Below are 16,312 nucleotides of genomic sequence, written 5' to 3'. Positions count from 1 at the left end.
TATTACACGTTATTCTGGAAATTTACAAGACATTTTTATATTTTTTTTATTTTTAACGGGATTTTCTGAAAATTAATAGAAAAGCATTTTTTCGATCAATCTTCATCTTTTGGTTTTTGTTCCACATATCCACAGGTTTCCTGGCTACAAACCAGTTTATTTCCCTTTTCGAGCATATAATTACCACATTTCGGACATTTCTTTGCAGAAGGTTTCTGCCAGGACATAAAATCACATTCCGGATTATTCTCACATCCGTAATATTTTCTGCCTTTTTTCGTTTTTTTCATGACAATTTCGCCGCCGCACTTCGGACATGCAACACCGATTTTCTCATAATATGGTTTTGTATTACGGCAGTCCGGAAATCCGGGACATGCAAGAAATCTTCCATGAGGACCATACTTGATCACCATGTTGCGGCCACAGTTGTCGCAGATCACATCCGTAACCTCATCCTGTATATCAACTTTCTCAAGTTCTTTTTCAGCCTCATCCACATCATGCTTCAGATCCGGATAGAAGTTACGTACAACCGTTTTCCACTGTACAGTACCAGCTTCCACGCAGTCCAAAAGCCCCTCCATAGTTGCTGTAAAGTTTACATCCACAATACTTGGAAAAGCCTGTTTCATAATATTATTAACAACCTCTCCAAGCTCTGTGACGTAAAGATTTTTCTGTTCCTTGGATACATAGCGTCTGCTGATGATCGTTGTGATGGTCGGCGCATACGTACTTGGACGTCCGATTCCAAGCTCTTCCATGGTCTTTACAAGTGACGCCTCTGTGTAATGTGCCGGCGGCTGTGTAAAATGCTGCTCCGGCTTCAGCTCTTTCAGCTTCAGCTCCATACCCCTCTCCAGACTTTGACTTAAAACATTGCCCTTTTTGTCATCGCCCTCTTCTGTGTACACAGACATAAAACCATCAAAGGCAACCTTGGATGCCGCAACCGTAAACACATACTCACCTGCTCCGATCTTGACAGACGTGGTCTCATAACGTGCCGGTGCCATTCTGCTTGCCGCAAAACGTCTCCAGATCAGCTGATATAAACGGAACTGATCCCTGGTCAGGGATTCCTTCACCAGAACTGGTGTCCTCGCAATATCTGTAGGACGGATTGCCTCATGAGCATCCTGTATCTTCTGTCCGTTTTTGATTGCCTTCTCTGTCTGAGAAACATAATCTAAACCATACTGCTCAGAAATATAAGTTCTTGCTGCTGCATCTGCTTCCTCTGAAATTCGAGTGGAATCTGTACGCAGATAGGAGATCAGACCTACCGTACCACTGCCTTTTACATCCACACCTTCATATAACTGCTGTGCCAGGCGCATAGTCTTCTGCGTAGAAAAATTCAATGTCTTGGCAGCTTCCTGCTGCAGAGTACTTGTGGTAAACGGAAGGGGAGCGTTCTTGATCCTCTCACCTTTTTTTACTTCTGTGATCTCATATTTACAGTCTTCCAGACTTTTCAGAATCTCATCCATTTCCTGACGGTTTCTGATCGGAAGTTTTTTATCCGTTCCATAGAACTTGGCTATCAACGGCTTCTTCTCACCCTTTACCTGAAATTCACCCTCCAGGCTCCAGTATTCTTCAGGAATGAATGCATTGATCTCATCTTCTCTGTCACAGATGATACGCAGTGCCACAGACTGTACACGGCCTGCACTTAAGCCTCTTTTTACCTTGGCCCAGAGCAGCGGACTGATGGTATAACCTACCATACGATCCAGCATACGCCTTGCCTGCTGTGCATCTACCAGGTTCATGTCCAGTTCCCTGGCCTGCTTGATGGAAGCCTTAACTGCTGTTTTTGTTACCTCGTTAAATGTGATCCTGTGCATCTTTGCAGTATCTGTCTTCAAAGCCTGCATCAAATGCCAGGAAATTGCTTCTCCCTCACGGTCAGGGTCAGTTGCAAGATAGATCTTATCTGCTTTTTTTGCTTCTTTGCGAAGTTTTGCAAGAAGCTCACCCTTTCCACGTATTGTAATATACTTCGGTTCAAAATCATTGTCCACGTCAATACCAAACTGGCTCTTTGGAAAATCCCTCACATGACCGTTGGACGCTTCTACTGTATAATTTGCCCCCAGAAATTTCTTTACTGTCTTCATTTTAGCAGGTGACTCTACTATCACCAGATTTTTGGCCATTTTACCTCTCCTAATCTCATTCTGCCTTCCTGTCCGGCTTAAAAGCTCCTGCCAAATCTCCGGGCAAAAAAGCATTTATTCAAGTCTGATATAATACTGTCTCCCGGTTTCCTTCACAAGCCCCATCAAAATAAGCTGTCCCAGGATCCCGGCTGTTTTTCCCGGTGAAAAACCGGTTTTTCTTATAATATGATCCAGATTTTTTGGTCGTAAATCGAGACAACTATACACCAAATCCAAATCCGTTGCAAGTCCTAACTTGCTTTTTTCAGACAAATTTGTCTTTTTTTTCACAGATAATCCCCACTCATCCAGAAGTATTTCCGGAGAGTATGCAATTCCTGCTCCGTCGTAGATCAGCTTGTGACAGCCTCTGCTCAGAGCATCATTTACTGCTCCCGGAATGGCATATACCATCTTCCCCTGTTCCAGTGCACAGGCAGCTGTGATCAGTGAGCCGCTCTTTTCTTTTGCTTCCACCACAAGCACCAGATCTGCCAGTCCGCTGATGATCCGGTTCCTTGCCGGGAAATAATATGCCCTGCCTTTGGTACCTGGTTCATATTCGCTGATAATCCCTCCGTTTTTTTCTGGGATTCTCCGGTAAATACCTCTGCTGGATGAAGGATAACAGATATCCACACCGTTTCCCAGAACCGCAAATGTCGGGGTACCACCTTCCAGAGCACCTTTATGACCCTCAGCATCAATGCCGGCCGCCATACCGCTGATCACCTGCACCCCATGTTCACTTAAGAATTTTCCGTAATTAAATGCCTGTATCCGTCCGTAAGGACTGCATAGTCTTGCTCCTACGATTGCAGCTGTAGGTTTGTCATCATCCGGAAATCTTCCAATATAATATAATTGTTTTGGCATGCCAGAAAGTTCCTGAAGTCTTGCCGGATAGAGACTGCTATCCTTACTGGCACATTGTATCCTTGTTCGCTGTATTTCTTCCATATAAAATACCTTCCTTTTTTCTGTTTTATGACCAGTATTTCTTGTCATATGCCCGGTAAGCCAACGCTTCGCAGATATGTTCTTCCTTTATCTTTTCGGAAGATTCCATATCTGCGATGGTCCTGGCCGTTTTCAGTATCTTATGATATGCTCTGGTACTGAATTGAAACTGCTCATATGCCTGCTCCAGAAGTTTGTCTGCCCCTCCCGTCATTACACAGTATTTTTCCAGTTTTCTTCCGTCAAGCTCCCCATTGAAGCAAAATTTTTCCTCTTTGTAACGTTCTCTCTGAATCTCCTGTACTGCTTCCACCCTCTTTCTTATTTGCGCAGAGGATTCCCCGGGAATTTTCTTTTTCATTTTTGAAAAACTCACTGCCGGAACTTCTGTGCAGATATCAATACGCTCCAGAAGAGGCTGGCTGATCTTTCCAAGATAATGCGCGATCTCCCCCGACGTACAACGGCATCTGTTCATATCCGGGTAAAATCCGCAGGGACAGGGATTCATTGCTGCCGCCAGCATAAAACTGGCCGGAAAAATATAAGTTCCGGCAGCTCTGGACAAATGGATTTCTTTATCTTCCAGCGGCTGACGCAGGATCTCCAGGCTTTTTCTGGAAAATTCCGGCATCTCATCCAGAAAAAGCACACCTCTGTGTGCAAGAGTGATCTCCCCCGGTCCCGGTATCCTGCCGCCACCTGCCAGAGCCTGAGGGGAACTGGTATGATGCGGACTTCGAAAAGGCCTCTGCCGGATCAGCGGATCTTTTTCCGTGAGAAGTCCTGCCACACTGTATACCTTGGTGATCTCCAGGCTTTCCTCAAATGTCATCTCCGGCATAATAGTAGGCAGACGTCTTGCCAGCATGGTCTTTCCGGATCCTGGCGGTCCGATAAAAAGAATATTATGAAAACCGCTCACTGCGATCTCGGCCGCGCGCCGGGCTCCTTCCTGCCCGCAGATGTCCGTAAAATCAACATTTGGTTTTTCCGGTTTATTTTCTGTTTTTTCTTTTTCCTGATACTCATTTGTATAAGTGTTTGGGTCTCTCAGACATCGGATCATGTCATTCAGACTTTTTACTCCAAACACCGGCATATCCTTCACCAGATTCCCCTCCCGGATATTTTCCTCCGGAATAACACAAAAGCGTAGGCCCAGCTCTCTTGCGCGGATCACCCGTGGCAAAACTCCGGCAACCCCATGGATTCCTCCATTCAGACTGATCTCTCCTACGATCATAACTCCTTCCAGAAGATCCGGCTCCAGAATTCCGGCAGCCGCAAGTACTGCAGCCGCCACAGGCAGATCAAAACCAGCTCCCTCCTTTTTCATATCGGCAGGTGCAAAATTTACAGTTACTTTTTTTGGTGGCAGACAAAGTCGGTTGTTCTTAAATGCAGTCCGGACTCTTTCCTGGGCCTCTCTCACCTGGGCAGAGGGAAATCCTACCATAGCAAAAGAAGGCAGACCATCACTGACATCTGCCTCAACCTGGATCTCACGTACTTCCATTCCGTAGATCGCTGCTGATAAAACACTCGCAAACAAATACATTCCTTTCTGCGAAAAAACGAATCCCGATCTTCCATCTTTTCGTCTTTTCATATCAGGCGGATATTTACAATCCGCATTCGATTAAAAACAAGGGAATTTTCAGATAGACATTTTCTGAATTTTAGAAGATAATAAATTTAGTATAGTCCATTTTGCTCCCTTTTGCAAGGGTGCATTTCGTTCTGTTTTATACTTTCAATAGAAAGAAGAGGTGAGCACAATGAAATTTCAGCGTATTCAGGATTTACGTACAGACGCGGATCTGTCCCAGCGAGAATTAAGTGAGATTCTTCATATCAGCCAGCGTTCTTATTCCCATTATGAAACGGGATCCCGTAATATTCCTATCGAAATGCTTATCCGGCTGGCAAATTATTACGACACCAGCATCGATTATCTCGTCGGCCGCACAGACCGCAAAAAAATGATCAAATAAAGAGATCCCCGGAAATGTGGAACAGTTTCGGGAATTCCTGTATCGGGATTCCCTGATTGCCAAAATCCGGGGATTCTTTATTTTACCGTTTTTTATTTTTTGATTATTCCGTATAATAGGTTTCTTCTTCTCCGTAGGGAATCTCATATTCTTCTGTATTTTTATCAGAAGAATCTTCACTGCTTTCGCTGTAGGATTCCCGTTCATAGGAACTTTCGTTGCTTTCATTATAGGAAGCATCTTCTTCGGAATTTTCGGATACTTCCAGGGATGGCTCCTGCCGGGTCATAATAGACTCTGTTTTCGGATAGGTTAGAGATCCATCTCCCCGTTCATATGTTTTTACCTTCACATAAAGCTCACCACTTTTATCGAAAACAAACTCTCCCTTTGCCTTATTCCCTTCGGAATCCTTAAAACGGAACTGAGTAGCATTTCCTGCTACCTCCGCAGTCACATCCGCTTCTGCAGTCATTGAAGGATCTTTTCCATTCACTCTCTTATAGGTAAAGGAAATGGATTTCAGACTGATATCATAAATATTGATTGTTGTCAGCCCGTCTTCGCTGTACCAGATTCCCTGATAATTTTCCGGTTCAAATGCCGGAAGGATTGTCGGAACCGGTGTCAATGACGGTGTCGGTGTCGCTGTCGGAACTGGTGTTGCTGTTGCTACTGGTGTTGCTGTCACCTCCGGAATACTGTCCAATGCAGCCAATGCGGCCTCTCTTCGTTGTTCTTTTTCCACCTTATCCCTATGGGAAACATACAGCATCCCTCCCAGTCCTGCCAGAATAAACAGAATGATCAACAGGATCAGAACTGCTCTCAGCTGTTTTTTTCTTTTTTTGTTTTTTCTCATCTGCATCACCTCTGTTTACTGTAGCATACAGGAAACTCTTCTTGTATTTCTCAATTCTGCTTATTTTTTCTCTTTGATGATACCTTTTCTGTAAGCTTCCAGAAGCTGGATCAGCTCACTGATCCTTTCCTTCAGAGCAGTTCCGGTATCGGTGTCACCTACCAGTGTACGTTTGTTATTGTAATGAACCGCCACCCTGTTGGAAACAATATCCTGCTCCTTGGCTACCGCTTCTTCCGCAGAAGTAAAAGGCTCATGAGCAGACAGGATCAGCCCGTAGGAGTTATAAACCAGTGTATAACCGGCAATTCCCGTAACTTTCTGATATGGTCTGGAAAAACCGCCGTCGATCACAAGAACTTTGCCATTGCATTTTACAGGACTCTCTCCCTCACTCTGGTGAACCGGCACATGCCCGTTGATGATGTGACCTTTTTCCGGGTCCAGTCTGAACTCACGGAGCAGATCATCTACAATTTCCTCATTTTCCAGAAGATGATAGTAGGCATTTTTAGTTTCTTTATGTGTTTCCTTATCTTTAACAAAATAACGTTCAAAGGTGGTCATCTTGTCTTTTCCGAACAGCGGTGAATTCGGAGCTGCCCAGATATACCACATAATATCCCTGCCTTTACGCTTTTCATCCTCATTTACAGAAAAAAACGCCCTGCGCACATAAGTCTCAAGAACATCGTACAGTTCTTTTCCTTTGTAGGTTTTTCCATAAATCTGGACTTCTTTCAGACTTCCATCCTCATTAAGCGGAATACTTCCATGGAACAGAAGATTCCCATTATAAGTTTTATAAAGGCCTCCCTTGTCCAGAAGAAGCCGGACATGATTCTGCAGTTTCTCACAGTTTCGGAAAGCGGAATCCAATCGTTCCATTACATCCTTTTCCTCTGTGGTAAGTTCATATGGTTTTTTCCAGTCAATAGTAGGAAAAGCTGTATCGGTCAGCGGATATTCTTTTCCGTTCGGAAGTGTGATCGTTCCCTTTTTCGGATCGATCCTATGAAGCAAACAACGATTTTCCATATGGAATTCTTTGTGCCGGCGAATCAGCTGTCCCTCCAGCTTAAACTGGATAATGGCAATAGCCTTGTGCATTTTCCGTCCAAGCTCTTCTTCCAGAATACTGTAGTTATTGGCATCTCCCTTCATCTCAAAAGCAGTACATGGATCATCCTTATAAGCCTCCATTGCAAAAGTTGCCAGAGGCATAAGATTGATTCCATATCCATCCTCAAGAATATCCATATTTCGGTAACGGATGCTGTTCCGGATCACCGTTGCAATGCAGGCTTTCTGTCCTGTAGCAGCTCCCATCCAGACCACATCATGATTCCCCCACTGGATATCCAGCGAATGATATTTCATCAAACGATCCATGATGAAATGCGGGCCCGGACCTCTGTCATAAATATCTCCCAGCACATGAAGATGATCCACAACAAGACGCTGGATCAGTTCTGCCAGGGCAATGATAAAATTCTCTGCCCGGCCGATCTCAATGATCGTATTGACGATGGCATCGTAATATGCTTCTTTGTCCAGAACTTCCGCTTTCTCTGTGATCAGCTCCTCGATCACATAGGCATAGTCTGCAGGAAGTGCCTTACGGACCTTGGAACGGGTATATTTGGATGCCGTTGTCTTGCATACTTCGATCAGACGATAAAGTGTGATCTTGTACCAGTTCTCCATGTCTTCTTCCTGCTTTTTTACAACTTCCATCTTTTCCTTCGGATAATAGATCAGTGTGGCAAGAGAACGTTTGTCGCTGTTGCTTAAGGTATGTCCGAATACATCATCGATCTTTTTTCGTACAGCCCCTGATCCATTCCGAAGAACATGAGAAAACGCATCGTATTCTCCATGGATGTCCGACATGAAATGCTCGGTACCTTTCGGAAGGTTTAATATAGACTGCAGATTGATGATCTCTGTTGAAGCTTTTGCTATAGTAGGATACAACTCCGCAAGTCGCTGCAGGTATCTTAATTCTTCTTTTTTCATAGTATCTGGTATCCTCCTGAGAGTTCTCACTGCCAGATCAGCCTTTAGGATAAACGGCAGTATTTTTTATTTATTGTAAGCCCTTCCGGTATCATATATCAACCCGTAAAATCAAACAGTGACATCTGATTGGACTGCGGGATATCTCCGAAAAGATCCATGTCATCCATTAGATCGATAACGGTCTTGCTGACCTTGGTACGGTCACGGAAATCATCCTTGGAAAGGAATCTGCCTTTTGCGGCAGCATCCACAACTGCCTCTGCTGCCTTATCTCCAAGACCCTCTATGGTATCCAGAGCAGGCATCAGTTTATCTCCGATGATCTGGAACCGGTGTGCCTTTGCCTTATAAAGATCGATTGGTACAAAATCAAAACCTCTGGCATACATTTCCTGTACGATCCTCATATCCTTCAGTGTATCCTGTTCCTTCTTAGATGCTTCATCACCTTTTTTCCGGATCTCCGCCATATAATATTCCAGACGTTCTTTTCCCATGCACATCAGTTCATAGGAAAAGGATGTGGCACGGATACTGAAAAATGCTGCATAATAAGCCAGTGGATGAAACACTTTATACCAGGCGATACGATACGCCATCATAACATAAGCTGCCGCATGGGCTTTCGGGAACATGTACTTGATCAGCTTACAGGACCAGATATACCAGTCCGGAACATCATGCTCTTTCATAGTCTGGATCCATTCCTCACGAAGACCCTTTCCCTTACGGACACTCTCCATGATGGTAAACGCCAAACCACTTTCCACTCCTTTTCCGATGAGATAGATCATAATATCATCTCGCGTACAGATTGCTGTGGAAATGGTAGCTGTACCATTCTGGATCAATACCTGAGCATTTCCAAGCCATACATCCGTACCGTGAGAAAGTCCGGCAATACGTACCAGGTCGGAAAAATATTTCGGCTTGGTATCGATCAACATCTGCATGGCAAAGTCTGTACCAAACTCCGGGATTCCGAGGCATCCCAGCCTGCAGCCGCCGATATCCTCCGGGCTGATCCCCAGAGCCTGCGTTCCCGCAAACAGGGACATGACATCTCTCTGGTCCAGCGGAACTGTTCTTGCACTGATGCCGGTCAGATCCTCCAGCATACGGATCATGGTCGGATCATCGTGTCCAAGTATATCAAGTTTCAGAAGATTTCCGTCAATGGAATGGTAATCAAAATGTGTGGTGATGATATCACTGTTCACATCATTGGCCGGGTGCTGCACAGGTGTAAATTTCTCAATCTCCTCACCCATAGGCAGTACGATAATACCTCCCGGATGCTGGCCAGTGGTACGGCGGACACCGGTACAGCCCTTCACGATACGGTTGATCTCACAGTAGCGCTTGTGCTGCCCCCGTTCCTCATAATAGTTCTTCACATAACCAAATGCAGTTTTTTCCGCAAGGGTACCAATGGTACCCGCCTTAAATGTCTGCCCTTTTCCGAAGATAACCTCTGTATACCGGTGGGCATTGGCCTGATATTCACCGGAGAAATTCAGGTCGATATCCGGCTCCTTATCACCTTTAAAACCAAGGAATGTCTCAAAAGGGATATCAAAACCTTCCTTGTTCATCCTGGTGCCGCATTTCGGACAGATCTTATCCGGCATATCACATCCTGCCATACCCGCGTATTTTTTCACCTCAGGGGAATCAAAATCACTGTATTTACAGTCTGGATTCGGACAGAGATAATGAGGCGGCAGAGGGTTTACCTCCGTGATACCGGACATGGTCGCTGCCAGAGAAGAACCTACAGAACCACGGGATCCAACCAGATAGCCGTCCTCATTGGACTTCCACACGAGCTTCTGTGCAATGATATACATTACCGCATAACCATTGGAGATAATAGAATTCAGTTCCCTGTCCAGACGGTCCTCCACGATCTTCGGCAACGGATCTCCGTACATTTCGTGGGCCTTCGTGAAACAGATATCCTTAAGATCCTGCTCGGAGTTCTCAATGACCGGTGGAAATTTATCCGGATGGATCGGTGATATCTTCTCGATCATATCCGCGATCTTATTGGTATTGGTGATCACCACCTCTTCCGCCTTTTCACTTCCCAGATAGGAAAATTCCTCCAGCATTTCCTCCGTTGTACGAAGATAAAGCGGAGCCTGGTTATCTGCATCAGAAAATCCGTTTCCTGCCATGATGATCCGTCGGTAAACCTCGTCCTGGGGATCCATAAAATGCACATCACAGGTGGCAACCACCGGTTTTTTGAACTGCTCTCCAAGTTTTACGATCTTCCTGTTTATCTCTTTTAAGTCTTCCTCAGAATTGATCATATCGTGCTTTTCATCCGCAAGCATAAACGCATTGTTCCCAAGAGGCTGGATTTCCAGATAGTCATAAAAATTTACCAGTCTGGCGATCTCCTGATCCGGTGCATTGCGAAGAAGTGCCTGATAAAGTTCTCCTGCCTCGCAGGCACTTCCCACCAGAAGGCCTTCCCTGTATTTTTCCAGCACACTTTTTGGAACCCTTGGTCTTCTGTGATAGTACTTTAAATGGGACTGACTTACCAGCTTGTACAGATTGATCCTTCCGGTTTCATTTCTTGCAAAAACAATAGCATGGTATGTGGGCAGCTTTCGGATGGTATCCGGCGAAACCGCACCCTGACTGTTCATCTCATCCACATCAAAAATATCTCTTTCTTCCAGCATCTTTACAAACCGCACAAAAATCTCTGCGGTACATGCCGCATCATCCACAGCTCTGTGGTGATGATCAAGAGAAACACCTACTGCCTTGGCTACCGTATCCAGTTTAAAACGGTTCAGGGCAGGAAGAAGGAATCTGGCCATACCAACAGTATCCACATAAGTAAAATCATCCGAAATCCCCTGCCGTTTACAGTTTTCAATAATAAAGCTCATATCAAAGTCCGCATTATGGGCCACCATCACGCAGCCCTCACAGAATTCCAGGAATTTCGGCAGTACTTCCTCTATCACAGGTGCATCCAGGACCATGGAATCATTGATACTTGTCAGCTGCTCAATGCGGAACGGAATGGGCACTTCCGGGTTTACAAATGTGGAAAAACGATCTGTGATCTGTCCTTTTTCCACTTTTACCGCGCCAATCTCAATGATCCTGCAGGTCAGTGCTGAAAATCCCGTAGTCTCAATATCAAAAACAACAAAATCACCATCCAGCCGCTGCCCTTTGGAATTGGTGACCATACCCTTCAGATCATCTACCAGATACGCTTCCATTCCATAGAGCACCTTAAAATCAGACTCCTTTGGAACACAACCGCCCCAGGCATCAAAGCAGTGATTTGCCTCCGGGAAGGACTGCACCACGCCATGATCAGTGATAGCGATAGCCTTATGTCCCCACTCATAAGCACGTTTTACCAATGCCTTTGCATCGCTGACACCATCCATATCGCTCATCTTGGTGTGACAGTGAAGCTCCACACGCTTCTGAGGACTGGTATCCATTCTTGTGCTGGTAAAATTGGCGATTTTCTTGATACCTGTAATATTTCCAATAGTAAGCTCGCTGTCAAAGCGGTCAATGGTGGTAACTCCCTTCAGTTTCAGGAATGCGCCTTTTTTTACACTTTCTGTCACTTCCGGAACCTGCTCGTTACGCAAAAACATCTTCACAACAATACTGTCCGTAAAATCGGTCACAGGGAAGATCAGGATCGTTTTTTCATTTCGGATCTCACGAGCTTCCACATCCATAACCTGACATCGGATGATAACCTCACCCATCTCACCGGTAATGCTCTCCAGCGGAATCGTTTCTCCATCAAAATCTCTGCCGTAAACCACATCCGGATTGCTGTCCCTGCGGAATCCGAAGCTGCCGCGGAAATCTCCCTTCTGAACCTTCTGCTGTTTTTTGTCAAAAGATTTCTTCTCGTTTGTCTTTTCGCCCTTATTATCTCCTGAGTTTTTCTTTGTCTCTTCCTTGGCTGCCTCCTCCTGCTTCGGTTCACGCTCCTGATCACCGCTGAGTTTGGCATGCTTCAGGACATTTTCCACTTCCTGTTTGATTTGAAGTGCAGCATTTTTCCGGTATTTACTCTCTTTCACTTCCACAAAATCCAGTTCCACTTTCAGATCCATACCGCAGCGTTCACAGAAAACCTTATGAAAATATTCAACAAGTATTTCGCTTTTCTGTCTGGAAATAACCGTATCCGGAAGCTCCATACGCAAGGTATCTTTTCCTGTAAAAGTGATTTTTGATCTACGGAACAAATTGTACTCCAACATATTATAGTTGCGCAACTCCATCTCCATACTGGAACGGTAGCTTTCCAGAAAGTTCTCCGGTGTATACTGCTCGGAAAGATGAAATTTTTCCACAACTGTTACAGTCATGGGAATCCCCGGAAAACACTGCCGTTCGATCTCATCCTCCAGCGCAAAAATATTCTTCTTGTGTATCCAGCGGCTGCTTTCGATATAAACCCTCAGATGAGTTCTTCCGGGGTTCATGGAAACCTTTGTCACAAATACCATGTCCAGAAGTTCTTCCAGCTCTTTCTTCACTTTAAGATGCGGAAATACATCAAAAAAATCTTTCTCCATTATGACTCCTGCTCATTCCAGATAAGAAGTTCCTGACGAAGTGTATCCAAAAGATCCGTTTCCGGTACTTTTTTTACAACCTCTCCATGCCGGATCAGAAGACCAACACCATCGCCTCCTGCAATTCCAAGATCTGCTTCCTTCGCCTCTCCCGGCCCATTTACCACACAGCCCATAACCGCAACCTTAATATCAAGAGGAATATCCTGTACCATAGTCTCTACCTGGTTTGCAAGACCGATCAGATCGATTTTTGTTCTTCCGCAGGTCGGACAGGAAACAACCTCCACGCCTCCTTTGCGAAGTCCCAGCGTTTTCAGGATCCTTTTGGCTGATTTCACTTCTTCCAGCGGCGCGCCTGTCAGAGAAACACGGATGGTATCTCCGATTCCCTGATACAGGATGATCCCAAGTCCGATAGCTGATTTGATATTTCCCGAATACAGAGTTCCTGCTTCTGTAATTCCCACATGAAGAGGATACTGTGTTTTTTCTGCGATCAGTTCATGGGCTCTGGCGCACATGAGAACATCAGAAGATTTGATGCTGATCACAAGATTGTCATATCCCATCTCTTCAATGATGCGCACCTTATCAAGCGCACTCTCCACAAGTCCTTCGGCTGTGACACCGTGATATTTTTCCACCAGTTCTTTTTCAAGGGAACCGCTGTTTACTCCTACACGAATAGGGATATTCCGTTCCTTTGCTGTATCCACAACTGCCTGGATCCTCTCTTTGGAACCGATATTTCCCGGATTGATACGGATCTTGTCCGCACCGTTCTCCATGGCTGCAATGGCAAGGCGATAATCAAAATGGATGTCCGCAACCAGCGGAATATGGATCTGTTTTTTGATCTGGGATAAAGCCTCCGCGGCTTCCATAGTAGGAACTGCGCAGCGGATAATATCACAGCCTGCTTTTTCCAGAGAAAGGATCTGCGCAACCGTTGCTTCCACATCTTCAGTTTTCGTATTGGTCATGGACTGGATAAGGATCGGATTTCCTCCTCCGATAACACGATTTCCAATTTTTATTACTTTTGTATGATCTCTGTACATAAAAATCTCCTTTATGAATCCTGAAAGGCAGGTGTCTTCAAACGCCCTGCCTTTCCTTTCCGAACTATCTTTTTACTCTTACTCCTAACGTCGGATCTCCAGCAGCTTTGTTTTCAGTTCGTTTTCCATACGTCTCATATCTGCCTCTGCTGCCTGACGTTTCTCACGGCCTTCCTGCTGGATCTTCATCACATCATCCAGTGTCTGGATCAGTTCCTGATTGGTTTTTTTCAGAGTTTCAATATCTACAATACCTCGCTGGGACTCCTTTGCAGTTTCCACAGATGCCAGGTGAAGCGTTTCCGCATTTTTCTTCAGAAGTTCATTAGTAAAATCCGTAACCTGCCGCTGTGCCTGTGCGGCTTCTGTGGAGTGCGCGATCCCCAGAGCCAGCACCATCTGGCTTTTCCAGAGAGGAATGGTATTTACAATGGTTGTCTGGATCTTCTCGATCATCGTCGTATCATTGTTCTGGATCATGCGGATCTGCGGTGCAGTCTGCATGGAAATGGTTCTGGTAAGCTCCAGATCATGAAGTTTTTTTTCAAAGCGGTCACATTTGCTTTCCAGATCATTGGCAGCCTGTGCATCTTCCGGGAGTCCGCTTACCGCTGCCTTCTGATGCAATTCATTAAGCTTTCCCTCCCTGACTTCCTTAAGCTTCTTTTTACCCGCAAGAATGTACATGGAAAGTTCTTTAAAGTATGCAAGGTTCTGCTCATACATTTTGTCCAGCACGGCAGAATCTTTCATCAGACGCATCTGATGCTGCTCCAGAGCTTCCGTGATCTTCGTCACATTTCCCTCGGCCTTTGTGTAACGGTTTTTCAGAGTTTCCACCTTCGCTGTCTGTTTTTTGAAAAAGCCGAAAAACCCCTTTTCCTCTGTGGCATCAAAATCCTTCAATTCTCCTACCACATTTGCAAGAAGCTCCCCTGCCTCCCCAAGATCCTGTGTCTTCACATTTACCAGCGCTGCATCAGAAAAATCTGCCATCTTCTTCTGAGTGCCGGCTCCGTACTGCAGGATCTGGTTTGTATTTTCAATATCGATCTTTGCTGCAAAATCTTCTACGATTTTCTGTTCCTGGGGAGATAACACCGGTTCCTCTACTGCAGGCTCCTGGGGTTTCTCCGGTTCTTTTTTTGTAATTTCTTCTTTTTCTTCCGTGAGATCCGGTTCCAGAGTCAGTACCGGTGCTTCTACCTCAAAGTCTTTAAATTCTTCTCCCATAAGCATTCTCCTTGATCAGCTGTACCTTCCGGCAGATGTCTGTATTCCAGCTTCTTATCTGCTCGTTGTACTTATTTCATTTCCGCATTCTGTTTCATTTTTTCGAAATCATCCTCTGTCAGCCCCTCCTGTGCCAGAACCGTATGCAGCACAGAAATATCTGTGGATACATCCCACGCGGTATCCCGGAATATGGAATCCAGAAGTTTCTCAAAAGCAATATTCAGTGTATCAATGGTTTCTTCAATTTCTTTCTTGGAAGCCGTGATATTCTCGCCTTGTACAGGCTGTCCATCCATATCCTCATAAGCATCCAGAAGCTTCACAGTCATGGGCAGATAGTAATCCATCATTTTCTTAAGATCCGGAATCACCTCCGGATGCTCTCCTGCTCGCTCAAAAATTTTCTGAACGATCATTTCCATCCTGGAAATCTTTTCAGAAATTTCTTTCCCGGGAATGGCGTCATTGCTCTCACGGATCTTTACCAGAAATTCATTTCCTTTTCTCAGGACTTCCTGGGCTTCCGGACTCATATTATCCTCCAGCTGAACCTTAGGATCCGCTTCCTGTTCACGAAGCTCCAACTGCTTCTGTGTTTCCAGATATTGCTGATAGGTCTCATTACTGGTGATCAGACAGGTTCCCTGCTCATCCACATGACCTTCCAGAAACCAGCCCTTCTGGATCATTCTTCTGATATCTTTTTTTACAAATTTCTCGTTCTTTCCTGCTGCCTGGGCAAGCTTCTGAAAATTACAGTAGGTGTGATCTCCCAGCGCACGGATATATTTCTGGAAACGTCCCAGTCTTCCGAGGCGGCTTGTTCCTGCTCCCAAAAGAGCACCACCACCTGCTGCGCCTGCACACATCACTCCAAGCACACCTGCTGCAAGTGCACCGCTGTGTCCAATGCCCATCCAGATCAGAAGCACCATGGCTCCAAGCCCCATGCCACTTAAAAGTATCCCACCGGAAACTGCCATCATCATGCCTTTGAGATTCTCACCGGTAGTCTTTCCGTAGAGCAATTCCGTCTGTTTTCTTGCAGCCTGCTGCTTTGCTTTTCTGCTTCTTCCGTAATAAGGACTCTGATATGTATAGCTTTTCTTACGGAATTCCGGATCAGCACCCGGATCAAACACGGAATTCATCGCATTTTTCAGCGCTTCGCTTCCGGAATCAATGGCCTTATTTACTGTCTGGTTGATCGTATGGCTTAATTCGTGATAGCTGTTTGAATTCACTGCATTATCTACAATATCCTGAATCTTTTTTCCAAGGTCTTCAAATTCGTGATTGTCCATTTTTCCCTCCAGTCCATAGATAATTTTTATTATATCGAAATCATATTAAAATTACAAGCAAATGAAAAAAAGGAACAAAAAACTATTGAAGTCATCACGTAAAAGTT

General features: G+C 45.0%; 10 protein-coding genes. 1 reads left to right on the top strand and 9 read right to left on the bottom strand.

The annotated features are described in order from the left end of the window. Positions 1-95 precede the first annotated feature (95 nt). The 3 genes from topA to MUB50_RS02800 all read right to left on the bottom strand — a co-directional run bounded on the left by topA (position 96) and on the right by MUB50_RS02800 (position 4,692). The gene (gene topA, locus MUB50_RS02810; protein WP_118514696.1) at positions 96-2,168 is read right to left on the bottom strand and encodes a type I DNA topoisomerase; all 2,073 of its coding nucleotides are present in this window, start codon (positions 2,166-2,168) and stop codon (positions 96-98) included. Between the two features lie 75 nt (positions 2,169-2,243). Further along, a complete protein-coding gene (dprA, locus tag MUB50_RS02805) occupies positions 2,244-3,131 on the bottom strand; it encodes a DNA-processing protein DprA (protein ID WP_118514802.1) in 888 nt (295 codons plus the stop codon). A gap of 25 nt (positions 3,132-3,156) precedes the next feature. Further along, positions 3,157-4,692 (bottom strand): YifB family Mg chelatase-like AAA ATPase, encoded by a 1,536-nt coding sequence (locus MUB50_RS02800; RefSeq protein ID WP_118514698.1) that lies wholly within the window; start codon positions 4,690-4,692, stop codon positions 3,157-3,159. Positions 4,693-4,912: 220 nt separating this feature from the next. On the opposite strand from MUB50_RS02800, the gene MUB50_RS02795 reads away from it, so the two are divergent. Next, complete coding sequence (locus tag MUB50_RS02795) at positions 4,913-5,128, top strand: helix-turn-helix domain-containing protein (protein WP_015524345.1); 216 nt, start codon at positions 4,913-4,915, stop codon at positions 5,126-5,128. A 103-nt stretch (positions 5,129-5,231) separates the two neighbouring features. On the opposite strand, the gene MUB50_RS02790 is transcribed toward MUB50_RS02795, so the two are convergent. The 6 genes from MUB50_RS02790 to MUB50_RS02765 all read right to left on the bottom strand — a co-directional run bounded on the left by MUB50_RS02790 (position 5,232) and on the right by MUB50_RS02765 (position 16,205). After that, entirely contained in the window at positions 5,232-5,990 is a 759-nt protein-coding gene (locus MUB50_RS02790) for a hypothetical protein (RefSeq protein ID WP_118514700.1), read from the bottom strand. A gap of 60 nt (positions 5,991-6,050) precedes the next feature. Next, positions 6,051-8,009, bottom strand: coding sequence for a fructose-1,6-bisphosphatase (locus MUB50_RS02785; protein WP_118514701.1), 1,959 nt, complete (start codon positions 8,007-8,009; stop codon positions 6,051-6,053). Positions 8,010-8,107: 98 nt separating this feature from the next. Next, complete coding sequence (locus MUB50_RS02780; RefSeq protein WP_118514703.1) at positions 8,108-12,601, bottom strand: PolC-type DNA polymerase III; 4,494 nt, start codon at positions 12,599-12,601, stop codon at positions 8,108-8,110. Next, complete coding sequence (gene ispG, locus MUB50_RS02775; protein ID WP_118624366.1) at positions 12,601-13,665, bottom strand: flavodoxin-dependent (E)-4-hydroxy-3-methylbut-2-enyl-diphosphate synthase; 1,065 nt, start codon at positions 13,663-13,665, stop codon at positions 12,601-12,603. The genes MUB50_RS02780 and ispG overlap by 1 nt, the downstream gene beginning before the upstream one ends. Positions 13,666-13,749: 84 nt before the next feature. Further along, positions 13,750-14,898: a toxic anion resistance protein gene (locus MUB50_RS02770; RefSeq protein WP_244790020.1), complete on the bottom strand. Its 1,149-nt coding sequence runs from the start codon at positions 14,896-14,898 to the stop codon at positions 13,750-13,752. A 71-nt stretch (positions 14,899-14,969) separates the two neighbouring features. Then, complete coding sequence (locus MUB50_RS02765; RefSeq protein WP_118624362.1) at positions 14,970-16,205, bottom strand: 5-bromo-4-chloroindolyl phosphate hydrolysis family protein; 1,236 nt, start codon at positions 16,203-16,205, stop codon at positions 14,970-14,972. Positions 16,206-16,312: the final 107 nt, after the last annotated feature.

It is taken from the genome of Blautia sp. NSJ-140, assembly GCF_022868965.1.
GTDB lineage: Bacteria > Bacillota > Clostridia > Lachnospirales > Lachnospiraceae > Blautia_A.
The sequence above is the reverse complement of the archived record's forward strand: the minus strand, read 5'-3'. Positions and strand labels throughout refer to the sequence as shown.